This window comes from Microbacterium sp. AC145 (assembly GCF_979258505.1).
Map to the genome: position 1 here is coordinate 2,014,481 of NZ_OZ409859.1, position 20,814 is coordinate 2,035,294.

At 69.1% G+C, this 20,814-nt stretch carries 21 protein-coding genes and 1 tRNA gene; 5 read left to right on the forward strand and 17 right to left on the reverse strand.

Annotation, left to right across the window (positions count from 1 at the left end; translation table 11 throughout):
- Positions 1–41: 41 nt before the first annotated feature.
- Both ACZZZN_RS09880 and ACZZZN_RS09885 read left to right on the forward strand, forming a co-directional pair.
- Entirely contained in the window at positions 42–1,304 is a 1,263-nt protein-coding gene (locus ACZZZN_RS09880; protein WP_463504980.1) for a winged helix-turn-helix domain-containing protein, read from the forward strand.
- Positions 1,301–1,795 carry a hypothetical protein gene (locus ACZZZN_RS09885; protein ID WP_463504981.1) on the forward strand — a complete coding sequence of 165 codons (495 nt, stop codon included), beginning with the start codon at positions 1,301–1,303 and terminating at the stop codon, positions 1,793–1,795. Before ACZZZN_RS09880 ends, ACZZZN_RS09885 begins: the two co-directional genes overlap by 4 nt.
- A 73-nt stretch (positions 1,796–1,868) precedes the next feature.
- Here the strand turns inward: ACZZZN_RS09885 and ACZZZN_RS09890 are convergent, their stop codons facing one another.
- The 3 genes from ACZZZN_RS09890 to ACZZZN_RS09900 all read right to left on the reverse strand — a co-directional run bounded on the left by ACZZZN_RS09890 (position 1,869) and on the right by ACZZZN_RS09900 (position 5,081).
- Positions 1,869–2,435 (reverse strand): LemA family protein, encoded by a 567-nt coding sequence (locus tag ACZZZN_RS09890; protein WP_046013812.1) that lies wholly within the window; start codon positions 2,433–2,435, stop codon positions 1,869–1,871.
- A gap of 88 nt (positions 2,436–2,523) precedes the next feature.
- On the reverse strand, positions 2,524–3,837 hold the full coding sequence (locus tag ACZZZN_RS09895) for a D-arabinono-1,4-lactone oxidase (RefSeq protein ID WP_463504982.1): 1,314 nt from the start codon (positions 3,835–3,837) through the stop codon (positions 2,524–2,526).
- Positions 3,834–5,081, reverse strand: coding sequence for an alanine racemase (locus tag ACZZZN_RS09900; protein ID WP_463504983.1), 1,248 nt, complete (start codon positions 5,079–5,081; stop codon positions 3,834–3,836). Before ACZZZN_RS09900 ends, ACZZZN_RS09895 begins: the two co-directional genes overlap by 4 nt.
- Positions 5,082–5,167: 86 nt before the next feature.
- Here ACZZZN_RS09900 and ACZZZN_RS09905 point away from each other — a divergent pair.
- Positions 5,168–5,240 (forward strand) — tRNA-Leu (locus ACZZZN_RS09905).
- Between the two features lie 16 nt (positions 5,241–5,256).
- Here the strand turns inward: ACZZZN_RS09905 and ACZZZN_RS09910 are convergent.
- From ACZZZN_RS09910 to ACZZZN_RS09955, 10 genes are all read right to left on the reverse strand, one after another.
- Entirely contained in the window at positions 5,257–6,063 is an 807-nt protein-coding gene (locus ACZZZN_RS09910; RefSeq protein ID WP_463504984.1) for a cation-transporting ATPase, read from the reverse strand.
- A gap of 286 nt (positions 6,064–6,349) precedes the next feature.
- Entirely contained in the window at positions 6,350–7,822 is a 1,473-nt protein-coding gene (locus ACZZZN_RS09915; RefSeq protein WP_463504985.1) for an NAD(P)/FAD-dependent oxidoreductase, read from the reverse strand.
- Positions 7,823–7,859: 37 nt separating this feature from the next.
- Positions 7,860–9,152, reverse strand: a complete 1,293-nt coding sequence (locus ACZZZN_RS09920; RefSeq protein WP_463504986.1) for a S8 family serine peptidase — start codon at positions 9,150–9,152, stop codon at positions 7,860–7,862.
- An 11-nt stretch (positions 9,153–9,163) separates the two neighbouring features.
- A complete protein-coding gene (locus ACZZZN_RS09925; protein ID WP_463504987.1) occupies positions 9,164–9,706 on the reverse strand; it encodes a DUF501 domain-containing protein in 543 nt (180 codons plus the stop codon).
- Positions 9,707–9,767: 61 nt separating this feature from the next.
- On the reverse strand, positions 9,768–10,310 hold the full coding sequence (locus tag ACZZZN_RS09930) for an FtsB family cell division protein (RefSeq protein WP_463504988.1): 543 nt from the start codon (positions 10,308–10,310) through the stop codon (positions 9,768–9,770).
- Positions 10,311–10,361: 51 nt separating this feature from the next.
- Positions 10,362–11,642 (reverse strand): phosphopyruvate hydratase, encoded by a 1,281-nt coding sequence (gene eno / locus ACZZZN_RS09935; protein WP_056308775.1) that lies wholly within the window; start codon positions 11,640–11,642, stop codon positions 10,362–10,364.
- Between the two features lie 100 nt (positions 11,643–11,742).
- The gene (locus ACZZZN_RS09940) at positions 11,743–12,402 is read right to left on the reverse strand and encodes an O-methyltransferase (RefSeq protein WP_463504989.1); all 660 of its coding nucleotides are present in this window, start codon (positions 12,400–12,402) and stop codon (positions 11,743–11,745) included.
- 31 nt (positions 12,403–12,433) lie between these two features.
- Entirely contained in the window at positions 12,434–13,384 is a 951-nt protein-coding gene (locus ACZZZN_RS09945; RefSeq protein ID WP_463504990.1) for a lysostaphin resistance A-like protein, read from the reverse strand.
- 60 nt (positions 13,385–13,444) lie between these two features.
- The gene (locus ACZZZN_RS09950; protein ID WP_463504991.1) at positions 13,445–14,464 is read right to left on the reverse strand and encodes a DUF1648 domain-containing protein; all 1,020 of its coding nucleotides are present in this window, start codon (positions 14,462–14,464) and stop codon (positions 13,445–13,447) included.
- Entirely contained in the window at positions 14,461–14,811 is a 351-nt protein-coding gene (locus tag ACZZZN_RS09955; RefSeq protein WP_463504992.1) for a GntR family transcriptional regulator, read from the reverse strand. The genes ACZZZN_RS09950 and ACZZZN_RS09955 overlap by 4 nt, the downstream gene beginning before the upstream one ends.
- Positions 14,812–14,909: 98 nt before the next feature.
- Between ACZZZN_RS09955 and ACZZZN_RS09960 the strand changes: the two genes are divergently transcribed.
- Complete coding sequence (locus ACZZZN_RS09960; protein WP_463504993.1) at positions 14,910–15,380, forward strand: PaaI family thioesterase; 471 nt, start codon at positions 14,910–14,912, stop codon at positions 15,378–15,380.
- Between the two features lie 49 nt (positions 15,381–15,429).
- Positions 15,430–16,656, forward strand: coding sequence for an APC family permease (locus tag ACZZZN_RS09965; protein ID WP_463504994.1), 1,227 nt, complete (start codon positions 15,430–15,432; stop codon positions 16,654–16,656).
- Between the two features lie 64 nt (positions 16,657–16,720).
- On the opposite strand, the gene ACZZZN_RS09970 is transcribed toward ACZZZN_RS09965, so the two are convergent.
- The 4 genes from ACZZZN_RS09970 to nhaA form a co-directional block, all read right to left on the reverse strand.
- On the reverse strand, positions 16,721–17,530 hold the full coding sequence (locus ACZZZN_RS09970) for an SGNH/GDSL hydrolase family protein (RefSeq protein ID WP_463504995.1): 810 nt from the start codon (positions 17,528–17,530) through the stop codon (positions 16,721–16,723).
- A gap of 61 nt (positions 17,531–17,591) precedes the next feature.
- Entirely contained in the window at positions 17,592–18,863 is a 1,272-nt protein-coding gene (locus tag ACZZZN_RS09975; protein ID WP_463506581.1) for a histidine--tRNA ligase, read from the reverse strand.
- 66 nt (positions 18,864–18,929) lie between these two features.
- Entirely contained in the window at positions 18,930–19,613 is a 684-nt protein-coding gene (locus ACZZZN_RS09980) for a nucleoside triphosphate pyrophosphohydrolase (RefSeq protein WP_463504996.1), read from the reverse strand.
- The gene (gene nhaA, locus ACZZZN_RS09985; RefSeq protein WP_463504997.1) at positions 19,610–20,776 is read right to left on the reverse strand and encodes a Na+/H+ antiporter NhaA; all 1,167 of its coding nucleotides are present in this window, start codon (positions 20,774–20,776) and stop codon (positions 19,610–19,612) included. The genes ACZZZN_RS09980 and nhaA overlap by 4 nt, the downstream gene beginning before the upstream one ends.
- Positions 20,777–20,814 lie beyond the last annotated feature (38 nt).

A 20,814-nucleotide genomic window follows, 5' to 3' on the forward strand; every position in this document is an offset into this window, starting at 1 on the left:
ACGGCGGGTCGGATGTCGGTGCCCGGCTATACGCTGGCGGCGTGACCGACACACTCAGCCCTGCCCAGGCGCGACGCATCGCGCTCGCCGCGCAGGGGTTCACGAAGGCCCGACCGAGCTCCGTGTCCGCACGGCATGTGCATCGAGTCATGGACCGACTCGACGTGCTGCAGATCGACTCGGTGAACGTGTTCGCACGATCGCACTATCTGCCGCTGTTCTCCCGCCTCGGATCGTACGACCCGTCGCTGCTCGATCGCCTGTTCCACGCACGAACGAGCCATTACGTCGAGTATCTGGCCCACGAAGCCACATTCATCCCCGTCGAGGACTGGCCGCTCTGGCGCTTCCGCATGGACGACTTCCGCGCTCGGTGGTCGGGACCGGACTCGTGGACGAGCACCAACGCGCGCACCCTGCAGTGGGTGCAGGACGAACTCCGAGATCGAGGGCCGCTCCGCCCTTCCGATCTCCGAGCCGATGCACCGCGCGAGCGCGGCACCTGGTGGGACTGGGACGACGTCAAGCTCGCCCTCGAACATCTGTGGCGCACGGGCGACGTGGCGATCAGCGGAAGGAAGGGTTTCGAACGCAGCTATGCGCTCGCGGAGCAGGTGATCCCCGCCGCCGTCCTCTCGCGTCAGGTGCCCCGAGACGAGGCGATCCGCGAGCTCACCCGACGCGCGGCACGCGCCTCGGGGGTGGCCACTCAGTCCGACCTCGCCGACTACCACCGCATCCGCGACCGCGCGGCCGTGTCGCAGTCCATCGCCGACCTCGTCGATGCCGGCGACCTGCTCCCGGTCGCAGTGCGAGGGTGGGAACGTACGGGACGTGCGCTTCCGGCGTGGCGTCACCGCGAGGCGGTGCTGCCACGAAGAATCGACGCGACCGCGTTGCTGACCCCCTTCGATCCGGTGGTCTGGTTCCGCGACCGAGCGCTGCGAGCTTTCCAACTCGACTACCGCATCGAGATCTACGTCCCCGCCGAGAAGCGGCAGTACGGGTACTACTCCCTGCCCGTGCTCGTCGGCGATCGGATCGTCGCCCGTGTCGATCTCAAGGCGGAGCGTGCGAGCTCGACCCTGCACGTACAGTCGGCCTGGTGGGAGCCTCAGGCGAAGCCGTCCGAGGACGCCGATCGGATCGCAGCGGAACTCGCCCTCGCGGCGTCCTGGCAGGGCCTCGCCCACATCTCCGTGTCCGGCTGGGGCACGGCTGCCGAGAGCCTGCACGCCGCGCTGTCGAGCCGTCCCGAGGCCTCTGTCCGCCGACACGTGCACGCCAGGGAGATCAGGTCGTGACACGTCGTCGCCTCGCGTGGACGATCGGGCTAGGCGTCGCTGCCCTCATCATCGCCGGGGTGGCGGTGTGGCTGTGGCAGGCATCGACCATCGACCCGCCGACCCCGGCATCGCCCGCCGCCACCGTCGAACCCACCGTCCAGCCCACCGCCGACCCTCGGGCGCTCGCGCAGCAGCAGCTCGACGAACACCTCAAGGACTGCACAGACACGGAGGCCGCCGGGGGTGCAGTTCCCGACGGGTGCGGGATCAGGATCCCCTGGGGCACGGAGTTCGTCGCGGTCGAAAGCGTGCGCTTCCGTATCGATCGGTTACCCGTGCTCGAGTTGACCGACGATGGGTTCGTGGCCGACGGCGGAGCTCTCGTCGCGACGGTGTCGGGCACCGGGCAGGATGGCGCCGCGAGAACCGAGACCTACCGCACCGAATCGTGGAGCGTTCGCGGCGATGTCGAGATCGACGGAGACCGCGTCGATCTCGACGTCTGGTGACGGGCCTCACCCCGCTCCCCCGCCCGGGTACGCAGAAGGCCCGATGCGCCTGTGCGCATCGGGCCTTCGAACGTCAGAACTGCACGCGGGGCGGTTCGGAGATCGCACCGCTGTCGGCGACCTCGAAGAACTCGCGCTCGGTGAACCCCAGACCCTTCGCGAACAGGTTGTTGGGGAAGACCTTGATCTTCGTGTTGAGCTCACGCACGCCGCCGTTGTAGAAGCGTCGGGCCGCCTGGATCTTGTCCTCGGTGTCGACGATCGACTGCTGCAGCTGGAGGAAGTTCTGACTCGCCTGCAGCTGCGGATAGGCCTCGGCCACCGCGAATAGACTGCGAAGCGCCTGCTGAAGGTGCCCCTCGGCGATCCCCGCCTCGCCCGGGCCGCCGGCCGAAAGCGTCTCGGCTCGAGCGCGCGTGACGTTCTCGAACACCGCCTTCTCGTGCGATGCGTAGCCCTTGACCGTCTCGATCAGGTTGGGGATCAGGTCTGCCCTGCGCTTGAGCTGCACGGTGATGCCGCTCCACGCCTCGTCGACGCGGACGTTCAGCTGCACCAGCGAGTTGTACGTCGCCCACAGATAGATTCCGACGAGCAGAATCACGCCGACGACGATCAGTACCGGCACGAGCCATTCCATCAGAGGCCCACCCTTCCTCGTGTTTGTCTCATCTTATCCGCGCAGTCTGCACGCCGACTGGGTGCGGCCGCATGCGGAAGCGGGGGTCTCACTCGCCGAGCACGCGATCGAGGTACCGGTTGCTGAACCGCCGCTCGGGGTCGAGCCTGTCACGCAGATCGGTGAAGTCGTCGAACCGCGGATAACGCTCGCGCAGCTGCGCGGCATCGAGGGTGTGGAGCTTGCCCCAGTGCGGCCTGCCTCCGTGCTCGAGCATGATCTGCTCGACGGCTTCGAAGTATGCGGTCGGGTCCGCCCGCCAGTAACGATGGACGGCGATGTAGCCGGTCGCCCTGCCATACGCGGTGGAGAGCCAGCGATCGTCCTCCGCAGCGAAGCGGACCTCGATCGGGAACTCGATGCGCCATCCTCGCCGCTCGATGAGGTCTCTCACTGCTTGGAAGGCCGGCACCACGTTCGGCGCGGGGAGCGCGTACTCCATCTCTCGGAACCGGACCGTGCGGCTCTGAGTCAGCACACGGTGCGATCGCTCGACGTACTGCCTGTCGCCGGTGAGCTTCACCGCGAGCCTGTTGAACGGCGGAGTGACCGCGGGCACGAGTCGCGCGCCCGCGCACACCGCACGGTAGACGCCGTTCGAGAGGAGAGTCTCGTCGATCCACCTGCCGATGACGGGCAGCGGCTGTCGGCGCGTCGACTCCGGCATCCGGCTCTGTCTTTTCGTCAGCGCGACCTCGGTGTGCGGGAACCAGTAGAACTCGAAGTGATCGGATGCGGCGACGCGATCATCGAGGTTCGCCAGGACCTCGTCGATCGGCACCGGCTCGTCCACCGCACTGAGCACGAACGCCGGGACGCACTGAAGCGTGACCTCGACGATGATGCCGAGCGCGCCGAGCCCCAGCGACACGGCCGGCAGGAGCTCCGGACTGCTGTCGTGGTCGACGCGGAGGAACTCCCCCGAGGCGGTGACCATCGTCACCCCCACCACCTGGGTGGCGAGTCCACCGAATCCTGATCCGGTGCCGTGAGTGCCCGTCGAGATCGCTCCGGCGATCGACTGCCGATCGATGTCGCCGAGGTTCTCCATCGCGAGGCCATAGGGCGCGAGAAGCGCGGGGATCCGGTGGAGCCGTGTTCCAGCCAGCAGGGTCACCCGCCCCCGATCCGGATCGGCCGAGACGAGACCCTGCATGTCGTCGAGCTCGAGCAGCACGCCCGGGGCGATGGCGATCCCCGTGAAGCTGTGCCCCGCGCCCACTGCCTTGATGCTGAGGCCGTGTGCGAGAGCCGCCGTGACCGCCCGCTGCACGCCTTCCGGGCTGCGCGGGCGCTCGACCCGGAGCGGCTTGACCTGCGCTGTCCGTCCCCAGTTCTGCCACGTGCCGCCGATCCTCGTCACAGGAACGCCTTTCCCTCGCCGCGGTAGGTCGGCAGCTCGTCGATGACCTCATCGCCGGACACCAGCTGATACCGGTCGATCCGCTCCGCCGGTTCTCCGCTCTTCGAATGGCGGAACCAGACCCGGTCGCCGATCCCGAGTGCCGTCGCGGCCTGCCCCTGCAGAGGCGTCTGCACCTCGCCGGCGGCTTCACGAGCGAGGGTCCGCAATCCCTGCGGCCAGACCGGCAGCGGCTGCCGGGATGCCAGCGCAGGACCCGAGGCGATCCATCCCCCACCGAGCACCGTGGCGATGTCGACGGTCGGGCGACGGACCACATCGAAGGCGAATGCCGATGCCGGCGCGGGACGGAATGACCGATAACCGTCGAACAGGTGTCCTCCGAGCAGACCACTGCCTGCACTCGCCTCGGTGAGGGACTCGTCGCTGCCCGTGAACTCCAGCGAACCGGTGCCTCCGCCGTTCAAGAACTCCAGCGGTGCGACGTCGGTGAGGGCGGCCACGATCGCCGCCCGTCGATCTCTGAGTTCGGCGCGGGAACGCGACTGCACGAAGCGGATCAGCGGGGCGTCGGCACCTGCCGCGTCGCCCTGGCCGGCGATCTGCGCCTCGTACATCTGCAACCCGACCAGCCTGAACCCAGGACGTCGGACGATCTGACGGGCGAACGCGGCGACCTCTCCCGCGTCGAACAGTGCGGATCGCCGCACGCCGATGTGGCCGAGGGCCGCAGACCGCCATGACGCATCGGCATCGATCGCGACCCTGATCTCGGGACGACGGCCGGCCGGGGCGACGCTGTCGATGATGTCGAGGTGCGCCGGATCGTCGACCATCACCGTGATTCGTCGTGCGGCATCCTCCGAGGCGAACAGCTCGGCCAGTCCCTCGCGGTCGACGGTCGGATAGCCGATAACGATGTCGTCGTGCGTCTCGGCGAGCCAGAGCGCTTCCGCGAGAGTGAAAGCCAGGATGCCGCGATATCCGGGAAGCGAGAGCACGGCGTCCAGCACGGCGCGGACGCGGACGGACTTCGACGCCACGCGGATGGGCAACCCTCCTGCCCGCACCAGGAGGTCCATCGCGTTGTGCCGAAGCGCCTCGCGATCGATGACGGCCACGGGCGCGGGAAGGTGACCGGTCGCAGCGGACAGACGGGGCCAGTACCGGGAGGGGTCCTGCCACTCCGGGGCGACGGACGAGAGTCCCCGTTCAGGGCTCAGATCAGCGGTGAGGTCGAGCACTCCCCCACACTACGACGTCGTCAGGATGTCGGCACTCTTCACCGACACGCCTCCCCGTGTACGCTGAGCCAGGGCTCAGGCCCTCCGCCCCCGTAGCCCAATGGCAGAGGCAGGCGACTTAAAATCGCTTCAGTCTGGGTTCGAGTCCCAGCGGGGGCACCTCCGACGAGGAGTCTCAGCGTCCGAAGAGGTCGCCGATCCCGGGAATCCCGAGATCGCCGAGCTTCTGCCCCCACTCCCCGGCCGTGTCTCCGAAGCCGGACACGGCTTCTCCCGCCGATCCGAGCACGCCCTCGGCGGCACCCGACACTCCCTCGGCCGCGCCGGACACGAGCTCCTCGGCTCCGAGCCCGCCGACGATCCCTTCGAGGTCCACACCCTGTGCCAGCGCATCGAAGTCGACACCGAGCCCCGCGGCCTGCTCGAGCAGCGGCGCGGCGACAGCACTCGACACCGCGCCCACCGCCACGACCCCGAGCACGCCGACAGCAGCGCCGCCCACGACGCCGGCCGCGCCGACGCCGCGGACCCGCGAGAGCAGACCGCGCATACGTCCGGGACCTGCGGCCTCGGTGCGACCCGCGGCGCGTGCGAGATCGAAAGCGGACGACGAGGACGGGCGCTCGTGCGGCGGCAGCTCCGCGTTCATGCGCTCCTGCACCTGAGAGCGCTGCGCGGGGGTCAGCCGTGCGAACGCTTCGCGATGGATCTCCTCGACCCGGTGCGGATCCGCGGTCTGCAGCAGATAGTCGTAGCGGGCGATCGCCGCGCGATCGGCATCCGTCCCTCGAGGCGAGGATGCGGGAGCACCGGGACGCTGAGCGCGCGGGGCGGCAGCGGGCGGTGGGCTGTACGGGTCTCTGGTTCCTCCCGAGGCGGAGGGTGCGGGGCGAGCAGGTTCGGCCGTGCGGGCGTCGCCCTTCTTGCCATCGAGATCGAGAGCCTGTGAGGCCATTCCGAGCAGACGGTCCAGCATTCCCATGGTCGTGGTTCCTTCGTGTGGCGTGAACAGCCACCGAAGCACACCTCGAGGGCGCGGGGATCGACGACTGTCCGTGGATACGGACGCCAGGTCTCCTCCGCCCGAAACGGGCCGGTGGGCCGGGACACGACTTCATGTCCGTAATGACGACGCCACCGCAGTCGGGAGTACTCCCCTTGCGCGACCGATCGTACCGATCGCTCCTATGAGCCGGATGCGAGGAACCGTCGCCGGAGACGACGAACGCCCCGACTCCGGAGAAATCGGGGCGTTCGTCGAGCGCGGTCTACTTCGCTGCGGCCGTCTCTGCAGCCTTTTCGGCAGCGGGCTTCTTCGCCGCCGACTTCTTGACTCCGGTCTTCTGTCCGGCAGGCTTCTCGTCTGCGGCCTTGTCGGAGGCGGCAGCCTGAGCGGCCGGGGCCGTGGTCGCGGGAGCGGCCGGACGGGGACGCGCGGCAAACTCTTCGAAGACGTAGCGCGGGTTCTGCACCGTCTCGAGGTTCACCAGGTCGCGGCCGAGCCACAGGTTGTTCCACCAGCCCCAGACCACGCGGAACTTGCGCTCCCACGTGGGCATGGCGAGGCCGTGGTATCCGCGGTGCGCGACCCAGGCGACGAAGCCCTTGAGCGCGATCTTTCCGGACTGGAAGACACCGTTGTAGAGACCGAGGCCCGCGACGGCTCCGAGGTTCTTGTGGAAGTACTCCTTCGGAGCCTCGCCGCGCAGCACGGCGGTGAGGTTCTTCGCGAGCAGCTTCGCCTGACGCACCGCGTGCTGGGCGTTCGGCACGCAGAAACCGCCGACGCCACCACCCGAGAGATCCGGGACCGCCGAGACGTCACCGGCAGCCCAGGCACCCTCGACGAACGCCTCGGGCGTGCCGACACGGAGGTCTGCACGGGTCTGGATGCGGCCGCGCTCCTCGATCGGAAGGTCGCCGCCGCGCACCACGGTCGGGTTCGCCATGACGCCTGCGGTCCAGACGATGAGGTCGGTCGGGATGACCTCGCCGGTGGAGAGCTCGACGTTGCCGTCGACGGCACTCGTGAGCTGCGTGTCGAGGTGCACGTTGGCACCGCGCTTGGCGAGGTCCTTGAGCACCCATTCGCTCGTCGGCAGCGAGACCTCGGGCATGATGCGCCCCATGGCCTCGATGAGGTGGAAGTGGGTGTCCTCGAAGCTGATCTGCGGGTACTTCGCCACGAGCGACGAGGCGAGCGAGCGCAGCTCGGCGAACACCTCGATGCCGGCGAATCCACCACCGACGACGACGACGGACAGCAGGCGATCACGCTCGGGACCGGCGGGCAGCGACGCGGCCTTGTCGAAGTTCGACATCAGGCGGTCACGGATCGCCACCGCCTCTTCGATGGTCTTGAGACCGATCGCGTTGTCGGCGATGCCCGGGATCGGGAAGGTACGCGAGACGGCACCTGCGGTGACGACGATCTGGTCATACGCGAACTCGTACGGCTCGCCCACTGGCGGGGTGATCGTCGCGACCTTCTCCGCGTGGTTGATGCCCGTGATCTTCGCGGTGAGCACGTTCGTGCGCTTGAGGTGACGTCGGTGGGCGACCACCGAGTGGCGTGCCTCGATCGAGCCGGCGGCGACCTCCGGAAGGAAGGGCTGGTAGGTCATGTAGGGCAGCGGGTCGACCATGGTGACGTCGGCTTCACCCTTGCGAAGGTGCTTCTCCAGCTTCCACGCCGTGTAGAAGCCTGCATAGCCTCCACCGACGATCAGAATCTTGGGCACAGTGCTGTTCTGAGGCACAGAGGGACAACTCCTAGAGTCAGGAATGTGGCGTGCGAGCGCGCGCCGATCGGATGCGCCGGGCAGCTGCGGTGACGCCAAGCGCTACCAGGATACCAGGGACTGTGAGCGCGATGAGCGGCAGGGTACCGTAGCGCAGTGAATCAGCGCTGGGAAGCAGCGGTGAACCGGCTTCCGTGGGCGCGTCGGCGGCCGGCAGCGGCGGTATCGTCACCGGAGTGACGGTCGGCACGGGCTGGGGCTCCGATTCCGCACGCCGGAAGAGTCGCACCCATTCGGCGAGATCTCCCATGGGGTTCGAGTCGACGGACGGAACGTCTGCGGAGACCGCCGCCTCGGCATCGATGAGCCCATAGCCGTAGAGCGGGTCGGGTGTGCGCGTCACCCCCTCGACGGGGATGGCCGTGCGGATGATGCGATTGATAACATTCGCCGCGTCGATGTCGGGGTGCGCCGACCTGATGAGCGCTGCGATGCCGGCCACGATCGGCGCCGCGCCACTCGTCCCGTTCCAGCGCGCCACCTCGCCGTCGGCCGAGACCCCGCGAAGCCCCTCGCTGGGCGCCGCGATGCCGATCGTGATGCCCTGCGTCGACGCCTCGAGGCTCGCCGTTCCGGTCTGGTCGACGCCGCCGACGGTGAGAACGCCGGGGATCGTGGCGGGCGCGCCGATGATGTTGGTTCCGCTCCCCCGGTTGCCTGCAGCCACCACGACCACGACGTCGTGCTCGAACGCGTAGAGGAACGCGTCGTCCCAGCTCTTGTCCCAGTCGAGCGTGTTGGTCGTGAAGGAGAGGTTGATGATGTCGGCGCCGTTGTCGACCGCCCAGCGCATGCCTTTCGCGACCTGCTCGGTGAACGGCACTCGCGCCGCCGCACCGAAACCCACCGAGATCGACAGCAGGTTCGCTTCGGGAGCCACGCCGATCATGCCCGTGCCATCCGCCGCGCCGCGACCCGCCGCCAGCGACGCGACCCACGAGCCATGGTTGCCGTCGATCGCACCGAGGGGCGTCCGCCCATCCGGCGAGCCGGTGCCGGAGACGTCGGTACCGCCGATCACCGCCTGATCGAAGACCCCGGGCACACTGGCGATCCCGGTGTCGATCACGGCGATCGTCACGCCCTTCCCTCGCGTGGTCTGCCATGCATCGCGGATTCCCGCGCCGTCGAGCCAGTACTCCGATGCCCGCACCGGATCGGACGGGTCGTCGGGGACCGGCGGGGTCGGCGTGGGAGTGGGAGCGGCCGTCGAGCCGAGGAGCAGCACGGATGCCACGACCGCCGCGATCGCGACGGCGCCACGGAGCATCCGCCGCGACCTCATGCCGACGAGCCCTCGCCCTCACGAACAGCGGCACCCGGCTCCTCGCACCGGCAGCGCTCAGGAGACCAGGAGGACCGCGCGAGCGCCTCGTCGCCGATCGGGTTCACGCCCGCGCCTGCGGCGAGGGCGTGTCCGGCCAATGCGTGCAGGCACTTGACCCGCGTCGGCATGCCGCCCGCAGAAATGCCGTCGATCTCGCTGACGTCGCCGAACTGCGCGCGATCTGCGAGGTATGCCTCGTGTGCCGCGAGATAGGCTGCGGCGACCTCGGAGTCGTCGGCGAGCAGAGCGGCGAGCTCGGGCATCACCTGCGTGGCCTCGAGCGTCGACATCGCAGCGGTCGCCGCCGGGTGCGTCAGGTAGTAGAACGTGGGGAACGGCGTGCCGTCGGGGAGTCGAGGAGTCGTCGCGACGACCGTCGGGTTGCCGCAGACGCACCGTGCGGCGATTCCGACGACGCCTCGCGCGGGCCTGCCCAACTGGGCCGACACCACGGCGAGCTCGGCGGTCGTGGGGGCGAGGAAAGGCGGGGTGGTCACTCGTCCAGCGTACGGGAGACGTCCGGGAGGATGCTCGATGCGAGCCGAGCGCGGTCGTCGTTCACTCGGGGACGGCAGCGGTGTCGCTGAGACCTGCTGCGGTCAGAGTGCGCAGCAGCTGCGGCATCCAGTCCGACGGTGTCTCTTCGAGCGTGTCGCTGACGGGAGTCTGCTCCTGCGGGAGGGCGGCGGGATCCACATCGTTGTCGATGAGATAGACCACCTCACCCGGCTTGACGTAGTAGAGGCGTTCCCTGGCCTGGGTCGTGATGTAGGCCGGGTCGCTCCATCGATCGCGCTCGTTCTCGAGGGCCGTGATCTCATCTTCCGAGACCTGGATGGAATGCTCGAGCGCGGTGATCTTCTGACGCTGGTCGATGAACGTGCCGAGCGTCGGAACCAGCACCCACGCTCCCAGCACCACGAGTGACAGCATGATGACGGAGAACGCGGACAGACGGATGCCGGATGCCCACTCGCGCACGTCGACCCTGCGGTCGGCGGGGCTGCCGGAGCGGGAAGACCGCGAGCCCCCTGTCGGTGCAGCGCGTCCCGACCGGACGGCGCCCGGAGACGCCGAAGGAGGAGCCGGTCGTCGTGCCACGGCTCCTCCTCCGGGTTCGGCTCAGAGAGCCGGATGAATCGTCGGCTGAAGTCAGCCCTGGTAGCGCGGGAACGCGGAACGGCCCGCGAACACCGCGGCGTCGCCCAGCTCTTCCTCGATGCGCAGAAGCTGATTGTACTTCGCGACGCGCTCGCTGCGAGCAGGCGCACCCGCCTTGATCTGACCCGCGTTCGTCGCGACGACGAGGTCGGCGATCGTGGTGTCCTCGGTCTCACCCGAACGGTGCGACAGCATGGCCGTGTAGCCCGAGCGCTGCGCGAGGCTGACCGCGTCGAACGTCTCGGTGAGCGTTCCGATCTGGTTCACCTTGACGAGCAGCGAGTTGGCCACGCCGCGCTTGATGCCGTCGGCGAGGCGCGTCGGGTTGGTGACGAACAGGTCGTCTCCGACGAGCTGGACCTTCGAGCCGAGAGCGTCCGTGAGGAGCTTCCAGTTGTCCCAGTCGTCCTCGGCGAGTGCGTCCTCGATCGTGACGATCGGGAAGTCCTTGACGAGACCCTCGTAGTACTCGATCAGCTCGGGGCCGGTCCAGTCCTTGTTGTCGAGGCGGTAGACGCCGTCCTTGAAGAACTCGGTGGCGGCGACGTCGAGGCCGAGCGCGATGTCGGTGCCCGGGGTGAAGCCGGCCTTCTCGATCGCCTTGACGAGGAAGTCGAGGCCCTCGCGGTTGCTGGGCAGGTCGGGGGCGAAGCCGCCCTCGTCGCCGAGACCGGTCGCGTAACCGGCTGCCTTCAGCTCGCCGCGCAGCACGTGGTAGGTCTCGACGCCCCAGCGGAGCGCCTCGGAGTAGGTCTCGGCGCCGATCGGTGCGAGGAAGAACTCCTGCATGTCGATGCCGTTGTCGGCGTGCTCGCCGCCGTTGATGACGTTGAAGAGCGGCACGGGCAGCACATGCGCGTTGGGGCCGCCCAGGTAGCGGAAGAGAGGCAGGTCGGCCGAGTCGGCCGCGGCCTTGGCGACAGCCAGGCTGACGCCCAGGATGGCGTTCGCGCCGGTGCGCTGCTTGTTCTCGGTGCCGTCGGTCTCGATCAGGATCTCGTCGACGATGCGCTGCTCACTGGCCTCGACGCCTTCGAGAGCCGGGCCGAGTTCGTCGATGATGGCGTCGACTGCCTTGAGGACGCCCTTTCCGCCGTAACGGCTCTTGTCGCCGTCGCGGAGCTCGTACGCCTCGAATGCGCCGGTGGATGCACCGGACGGGACGGCGGCCCGCTGGACGACGCCGTCGTCGAGGAGCACCTCCACCTCGACGGTCGGGTTTCCGCGCGAGTCGAGAATCTCGCGTGCGCCTACAGCCTCGATCAGTGCCACTGATGTGCTCCTTGCTCAGAGAAAAGGTGTGTGGAGCGTCGTCGATCCGCGCCCCAGTCTAGCCCGCCCGAGCGCGAGCCCCGGGGTCGCCCCCGAGTGTTCACACCACGACTGCGAGCGCGACGCCGTCCCAGCCCTTGACGCCCACCGTCTGCAGTGCTGTGGCGTCGAAGCGGGGGTCCTCCCCCAGCATCCGCAGCGCGTCCCTGGTGCCGATCACTTTCGTGTCGGTGGAGTCCTCGCGGACGATCTCGCCGTCACGCCCGATGTTGTCGAGGACGATCACGGTGCCGGGATGCCCGAGCTTCGCGGCCCAGTCGAGGTAGATCGTGTTCGACTCCTTGTCGGCGTCGATGAAGACCAGGTCGAACCCGCCGACGAGGGACGGGAGCACATCGGCGCCGCGGCCGATGCGGACGTCCACACGGTCGCCGACACCTGCCGCGTCGATGCTCGCCCTCGCCACGGCTGCGTTGTCGGCCTCCGCCTCGACCGTGACGACGCGGCCGTCAGGACCGACGGCGCGGGCCAGCCAGATGGTCGAGTATCCACCCAGCGTCCCGATCTCCAGAACGCGGCGAGCGCCGCTGATGCGAGCGAGGAGGTGGAGGAACTTGCCGCCGACCGGTGCGACCTCGATCTCGGGCAGGCCGGCATCGCGCTGAGCGGTCAGAGCAGCCTCGAGCCCTGGATCGTGGCCGACCAGCAGGTCTGCGAGGTAGGCATCGGCATTCGACCAGGCGTCGGGGGTGGAATTCATGACCTCAGCAAACCGCGAGGCCCGTGGGTCGTCAAGGGGCCGACGGGCGCTCTCCCCCGCGAGGGGCGGACAACAGCCGCCCGGGTGCGTCGGCGAGCTCGGGCTGCTGTCGGAACTGCCCTGTGACTGCGAGGATCGCGATGACGACGGCGGCCACGATCCACGCGGCGACCCCCAGCGGGCCGGCGAGCGCGAGATCGGGCTGCGATGCGGCGAAGAGGATCACGAGTCCGGCTGCAGCGTTCAGCGAGCCGTGTGCGAGGACCGCCGGCCAGACCGAGGCGGAGCGCAGGCGCAGCCAGCCGAGCAGGATGCCCCAGGCGATGCATCCGCCGATCATGAAGAGAACGCCGGTGATGTCGGTGCGGCCGAAGTTGTAGCCCAGCAGGATCACCGGGCTGTGCCACAGACCCCAGATCGCTCCGCTGATGAGCAGGGTCGGCCAGGTGCCGAGCGGTCGCAGCGCGGGCACGAGCCATCCGCGCCAGCCCAGTTCCTCGCCGAAGGCCACGACGCAGTTGAGGAGTGCACCCAGCGGGATCATCGCGATCTGCGAGATCACCAACAGCTCGACCGGAGGCATCGGTGTGCCCTCCGGGAGCATCTTCGCGAGTTCGGCAGCGAATCCCGCGAACGTCGGATCGAGCTGGATGAACCCCAGCGCCGCCGCGACCAGGATGCTGAGGCCCACGAGGAGCGGCGGTGCGAGCCATCCTGCGACCATGAGCCAGATGACTCGCTTGGCCGGGCGCAGCGGCCACAGCCCGAGGAAGCGCACCCGATGGCCTGCCGCGGGAACCCGCAGGACGAGAGTCACGACGACGGCCGCGACGGCGGGCGTGAACATCATCACCGGCAGCAGCAGCCCCGCGATCGGCTCTGCGAGCCCGTCGCCCAGCCACAGCGGCAGTGCCACGAGCCAGGCGAGTCCGCATGCGAGCACGGTGAAGGCGATGATGGCGACGACGCGGATGCGGGTCATGGTGCTCTCCTTGATCGATCTGTGTGTCTACGTGCGAGTTCTGGCGGTGCGGGTGCGCTGTCAGCGCTGCGTGGCGGCGGCCAGGACGGATGCGGCGGTGGCCGCGTCGTCGACTGTGACCACGAACACCCGCCCGTTCGTGCGGGTCACCTCGACCGCATCCCCCTTGCGGAGCACGATCCCGCGACGACCGTCCACACCGAAGCGGTAGCCCCACCCGCCGAACTCGGCGAAAGGGTTGACCTGGACCGCGCGAGCGCTGGCGATCTCGTCGGCGGCGATCTCGAGTCGGGGCCACCCGGCCACGGAGCGCACCCGAAGGCCGGCGTCGCTCGCACGGACGCGAAAGGACAGCCCGGTCGCCACGAGGATGACGAGAATCAGTGAGACGCCCGCCACGATCCATCCACCGGCGACGCCCCGGGCCAGAAGCAGCACGCTCATGGCGATCGTGACGAAGACGCCGATCCCCAGCACCACCTGACCGCTCCGGGCGATCGTCACGGTCTTGATCCACACCGCGCGCTCGTGATCGGCCAGCGGAAGCGGGGTGGCGGTCGCGCCCGTCGACTCGGGCGAGATGGGCACCGACGGCTGCAGGAACCATCCCGCGGCACCGAGTCCCGCCATGACGACGAGGAAGACGGGCACCCACGGGGTGATGTCGGCGGCATCCGCCGCGTCCGCGAGCCCCCGCTGAGCGGCCGTCGAGGCGATGGCGAGCAGAGACATCATGCCTGCAGTGCCGAGGTTCACGGCGCCGAGCAGTCGTGCCGTGGTGGACCACTGCGGCTGCGGGATCGGTGCTGCGGCGCCCCGCTGAGGGAGCCGGTGGGAGAACAGCGCGATGAAGGCGAACAGAAGCACGGTACCGCCGCCGACACCGATCAGGAGGGCGAGGGGCATCCACCGAGGGCCGAAGCCGTCGGCTCCGTCGAGACCCCAGTGGATCGCGGCCGGGTCAGGCACGTCGGGGAGCCATGCGACCACGACGATGCTCGAGAGCGCGATGAGGACCAGCGGGAGGATCACCCCCACCCACCAGAAGGCGGTGCGGGCTCTGCGGATCTCGGGGGTCATGCGTCGGTCTCCTTGATGAGGGCGGCCAGAGTCGAGGAAGAGACGCCGAGGGAGGCGGCGCGGGCGACGAGCGCGGTGATGTCCTGCGAGAGCTCGGCCAGAGGAGCGGCGGATGCTGCGACCACTGCTCCCCTGCCGCGGCGAAGGTCGATCAACCCCTCGTCTCGGAGCTGCTGATAGGCGCGGAGCACCGTGTGCAGATTGATGTCGAGGGCGTCTGCCAGCTCGCGTGCGGCCGGCAGCCGATCGCCGGGACCGAGCCGCCCGGTCAGGACGTCGGCACGGACGGACGCCGCGACCTGATCGAAGAGCGGCCGAGCGCTGTCGGCATCGATTCGAATCAGCATCGATTCCCCAATTTCTATTAGTTATAGGAGAACTATAACAACTGTCGGAACCCTCCAGCAAGCTTCGCGTCGCTGACCGCGTCGTCCACACTGACCTCATGCGCATCACTCCCCGACGCCTCGCCACCGGAATGAGCCTGTGGATCCCCAACCTGTTCAGCGGGATCCGCATCCGCCGCTTCAGCGAGGACTGGACCCACGCGACCGTCGAGCTGCACGTGAACGTCTTCACCCGCAACTACGTCAAGACGGCGTTCGGCGGATCGATGTCGGCGATGACCGATCCCTACTTCTTCATGCTCGTCATGCACCAACTCGGACGCGACTACGTGGTGTGGGACACGCGCGGCGAGATCGAGTTCGTCAAGCCGGGCCGCGGCGTACTGACCGCCGAGTTCGAGGTCAGCAGGGAGCGCGCCGCGGAGATCCGCGAGCGCGCCCACGGCGGAGCGAAGGTGCTCGAATGGTTCGAGACCGTGATCACCGACCGCGACGGCGATGTGGTCGCCAGGGTGCGCCGCGAGGTCTACATCCGCGAGAAGAAGCGGGTCACGGCGTCGCGAGGCTGATCCACAATGACGGCACCGGCCGTTCACCCCGACGTGCGACGATGACGGGATGCCCCTCGCCCGCCGCCTGACGCTCGGGGACGCCACAGCGCTCGGACTCGGTTCGATGATCGGTGCCGGCGTCTTCTCGGTCTGGGCGCCGGCGGTCGGCGTCGCCGGCAGTGGCCTCCTGTCAGCGCTCGCGATCGCTGCGGTCGTGGCCTACTGCAACGCCACCGCGTCGGCTCAGCTCGCCGCGGCGCATCCGGTCGCCGGCGGCACCTACGCCTACGCCCGTGCGGAGATCGGACCGTGGTGGGGGTTCGTCGCCGGCTGGAGCTTCGTGATCGGGAAGATCGCGAGCTGCGCGGCGATGGCCATGACCTTCGCCGCATATGCCGCCCCCGACGGCTGGCAGACGCCCGTCGCGATCGTGGCGGTGATCGCGCTCGCGACGGTCAACTGCCTCGGCGTCACACGGACGGCTCTCGCGACTCGGATCCTCGTGGTCTGCTCGCTTCTCGGGCTGGCCGTCGTGGTCGCGATCGGACTCGGCTCGGCATCCGTGGCGACCCCCTCTCCCCTCCCCGACGCCACGGCCTACGGGGTGCTGCAGGGCGCCGGACTGCTCTTCTTCGCCTTCGCGGGATACGCACGGATCGCCACCATGGGTGAAGAGGTCGTCGACCCCGCGCGGACGATCCCCCGTGCGATCGCCCTCGCGCTGTGCGGAGCCGTGGTCGTGTACCTGCTGGTCGCGATCACGGTCGTCGTCACCCTCGGCGGCGACGCGGCGACGAGCTCGGCGCCGCTGGCCGATGCCCTTTCCTCGACCGGGTGGGCCGCGCTCACGCCGATCGTCCGGATCACGGCCGCCGCCGCCTCGATGGGAGCACTGCTCGCACTGCTCACCGGGATCGGCCGCACGACGCTCGCGATGGCACGGGAGAGGGATCTGCCGTCGTTCCTCGCGAAGGTCGACGATCGGCGGCAGGTGCCCCGACGAGCCGAGATCCTGATCGCCGTCATCGTGGTCGCGATCGTGCTCGTCGCCGATCTTCGCGACGCGATCGGGTTCTCGTCCTTCGGAGTCCTGCTGTACTACCTGATCGCGAACGCCGCGGCATTCCGTCAGCGGGCATCCGCGCGTCGCTACCCCCGGGCGCTGCAGGTCGTCGGGGCGCTCGGCTGCCTGCTGCTGGTGAACACGCTGCCCGTGCTGGCGTCGATCATCGGAACGGCTGTGGTGCTGATCGGAGTGCTCTACCGGGCGATCCGTCTGCGGCTGACGAGCTGATCAGGGGCGTGCGCGATGTCGGACGACGAGAGCGCGCGACGAGTGGCCGAGTGGGCGGCGGCGTTCAGCGCGGCACCTGACGACGCGAGCTGAGCGCCGCCTCCGCCGCCAGGCACACGGCAGGAAGCAATGCCTCTGCCGTGCGCCGGTACCCCAGGGGGCTCGGGTGGAAGCGGTCCATGCTGAACATCGCATCCGGATCGTCGAAGAACATCGGGCCGACGGCGCGACGGAGATCGACAGGGCGCGCCCCCGCGGCGAGCGCGGTCTCTGTCTGCGCCTCCGCGAGCCTGCGCGACATGCTGGAGACCAGACGGCGCAGCGGCTGAGGCACGGGGCGCAGCGCACCGAGATCAGGGCAGGTCCCGACGACGACCTCGATGCCGCGACGACGCAGGCGCAGGATCGCGTCGCGCAGGTGCTGGGTCGAGACGGCGACCGGGATACGGTGCGTCACGTCGTTGCCACCGACGACGATCACTGCGACGTGGGGCGAGTAGCCATCGGGCAGTGCGGCGAGCTGGGCGGCCAGGTCGGGTGACTCCGAGCCGACGACCGCGGCCGTGCGCAGGTGCACGGGCCATCCCATCCGCCGGGCCATGCCTTTGGCGAGGCGACCACCGAGCGTCTGCTTGCGTCGCTCGGCGCCGAGACCCGCCGCGAGCGAGTCGCCGATCACCAGCAGTTCGATCGGCTCGCCACCGAGCGACGGACGCCAGACGCGGTCGGCGTCGATCGACCGCTCACCGAGCGGCTTGCCGATGCGGCGGCGCGCGATGGCCGCCTGATGGGCGAGCACGAATCGGATGCCGATGGCCACCCCCACCACCGTGACGCCGATCCCGGCGACGGCGACGAGATGCTGTCGTCTCATACCCCGATTCGACCCGACCGGCGTGAACGCCGCGTGAACGGCATCCGGGGCTTCCCGAACCTCAGGACAGGGGTTTGAGTTCCAGTTCCGCGGCTCCTGCCGAGACGCTCGCGAACTCCGTGTAGCCATCGCCTGCCGAGCGCTCGAGAAGAGCCTTCATGTTCTTCGTACGTCGCTCCAGCCGCACTCTGGCACCTGTCGCCACGAGCGCGGCTTTGTGGGTCACGAGCTCGACGACCGGCACGTCGGCGTCGTGGATCAGCACGACGGCACGCTCAGCCGCATCCGCCCCGGACGTGACGAGATCGACCAGCCGCTCGAAGCCGAGCGAGAACCCGACCGCAGCGACCTGCTGGCCGAGGAAGCGCCCGATCATGCCGTCGTAACGGCCTCCGCCGCCCAGCGAGTACGACACAGAGGGGTGCGCGAGCTCGAAGATCGTGCCGGTGTAGTAGCCCATGCCGCGCACGAGGAAAGGATCGAAGACCAACGGGATCTCCGCGCTCTGGGTCCCTGAGCCCGCCGAAGGGCGACCGGCGGCGACGGCCTCGCCGATGCCGACCAGGTGCCCGACGATCTCGTCCGGTGCGTTCTCGGGCAGCGCCTTGCGGATCTGGCGCTCGCCGAACGGGTTGTACTCCATGGTCTGCGGGCGGCGCAGGAATTCCTCGAAAGCATCGACGGCGGATGCCGCGGCACCACGCTCGCGCAGTTCCGTCGCGACCCCCTCCGGGCCGATCTTGTCGAGCTTGTCGATCGTGATCAGCACGCCGGGACGCTCGTCGGCGGTGAAGCCGAAGCTGTCGAGCATCCAGTCGAGCGCGCGTCGATCGTTGATGCGCACCGTCGCGCCCTCGAGCCCCAGCGCGTCGACGGCGTCGAGCGAGGCGACCATGAGCTCGGCCTCGGCGCGCGCGGAATCATCGCCGATGATGTCGATGTCGCACTGCACGAACTGGCGGTAGCGCCCCTTCTGCGGGCGCTCCGCACGCCACACCGGGCCGATCTGGATGGCACGGAAGACACCGGGCAGCTGACCGCGGTTGCTCGCGTAGAAGCGCGCGAGCGGCACGGTGAGGTCGTAGCGGAGGCCGAGGTCGGCGAGTGCACCCTGGTCATCAGCCGCTTCCCGGATCGTCTCGGCATCGAGACCGCGGCGCAGCACGTTGTAGGCGAGTTTCTCGTTGTCGCCGCCGATGCCGGCATGCAGCCGCGAGTACTCCTCGAGCGCGGGCGTCTCGATCTCGTCGAATCCGTGCGACCGGTACCGGTCACGGATGACGGAGAGGACGCGCTCACGGCGGGCCTTGTCGGCGGGGAGGATGTCGCGCATGCCGCGCGGCGGGTTCACAGTAGCCACGCCCTCCATCCTTCCAGGTCGGCGGGGTGGCCTGTGGCCTCAGGCGCCGGACTCGGCCTCGCGCACCTCGGCTTCGAGCGCGCGAAGCCGTTCGCGCAGCGCGCGCTCCGCGTCCCATCCTTCGGCTCGCGCGACAGCGACGAGCTCGAGCAGAGCGTCGCCGAGTTCCGCCTCGTTCGACGGAACGGCCGCGGCTTCACCGGCGGCGCTCGCGGTGGTGACGCCGACTCCTGCGGCGCGTCCGACGATCTTCTGCGCCAGAGCGAGCGCCGGCATCCCCCGCGGAACACCGTCGAGCACGCTGCGCCTCGTGCGCTTCTCCGCCGCCTTGGCCGCATTCCAGTGCACCAGCACCTCTTCGGGTGTCGTCGCGGTCTCGCCGGCAAACACGTGCGGGTGCCGCCGCACCATCTTCTCGGTGAGCGTCGCGGCGACGTCGTCGATGTCGAAGGGATCCTCGGGATCCTGAGCGGCGATCGCCGAGTGGAACAGCACCTGCCACAGCAGATCGCCCAGTTCCTCGCGGAGATCGGCGCGCGTGCCGCCCTCGATCGCCTCGATCACCTCGTGGGATTCCTCGATCAGATACGGCACGAGGTCACGGTGGGTGATCTGCTGCGACCAGACGCATCGCTCGCGCACCTCGCGCATGGTCTCCGCTGCCGCGCGCAGCGCGTCGTGGTGCGGCTCCTCGCCCGTCGATTCCCGCTCCCCCGCGGTCATGACGTCGCGATCTGCTGACGGCGATAGGAGCGGGCTCGGAGCGACACGATCACACCGGACAGTACGAGAGCGATGAGCGATCCCACGAGCACGCCGAGGATCGCCTGGTCGCGAACGTTCCCGTCGGTCGCGAAGGCGAGGTTCGCCAGCAGCAGAGAGACCGTGAAGCCGATCCCGCCGAGCGCTCCCGCAGCGACGATGTCTGCGAACGGCAGGGCGGGAGCCGAGCCTCGGGGTCGGATGCGCATCGCGATCCAGCCGAACAGCGAGATGCCGATGATCTTGCCGACCGGCAGCGCGACCACGATGCCCCAGAACGCGGGCGAGAGCTCGGACGGCGCCAGATCGGGAATCACCACGAACGCGGCGACGAAGGCGAAGACCGGCAGGATCGCCCCGTTGACGGTCGGCTCGAGTGCATGCCTGGTGCGACCTGCGGGCACCGGCGACATCACGAGACCCAGCAGCACTCCGGCGATCGTCGCATGGATGCCGGAGGCAGCCACGAGGCCCCATGCGACGATCCCCACCACGATCATCGCGACGGCGACCGCAGGATGCCCCGTCTCATGCAGCAGCCTGCTGAGAAGCCAGAACACGGCGACCGAGACCACCGCGAGCCCCAGCATCAGCCACTGCACGTCGTGTGCGAACAGCACCGCGATGAAGACGATGCCGATGATGTCGTCGAGGATCGCGAGCGCCAGAAGAAAGACGCGCACCGTCGACGGCAGTCCGCGGCCGAAGACCGCGAGCACTCCGAGCGCGAAAGCGATGTCGGTCGCGGTCGGTATCGGCCAGCCCGTCGCGGTCGACGAGTCGCCCGCGATCAGCAGGTAGACCGCGATGGGAGTGAGCACACCGCCCGCGGCCGCGATCGCTGGCTGCATCGCCTTGCGCGGAGAGTCGAGCTCGCCATGTGTGAGTTCGTGCCGGAGCTCGATCGCCACGACGAGGAAGAACACCGCGAGCAGGCCGTCGGAGACCCAGTGCTCGATCGACAGATCGAGGGACGTGCCCGGCACCGCGATGTGGAAGTCGAGCACGGCGGCGATCACATCGTGGGTCGGGAGATTCGCCAGCAGCAGGCCGAGACCTGCGGCGACGAGGAGGAGGACAGCGGGGAACTGCTGCCCTCGGAGGGGGTTCGCGGAGATTCGCATCGACTCCATGCTAGGTCTCCGCACGCCCGTGCGCCTCA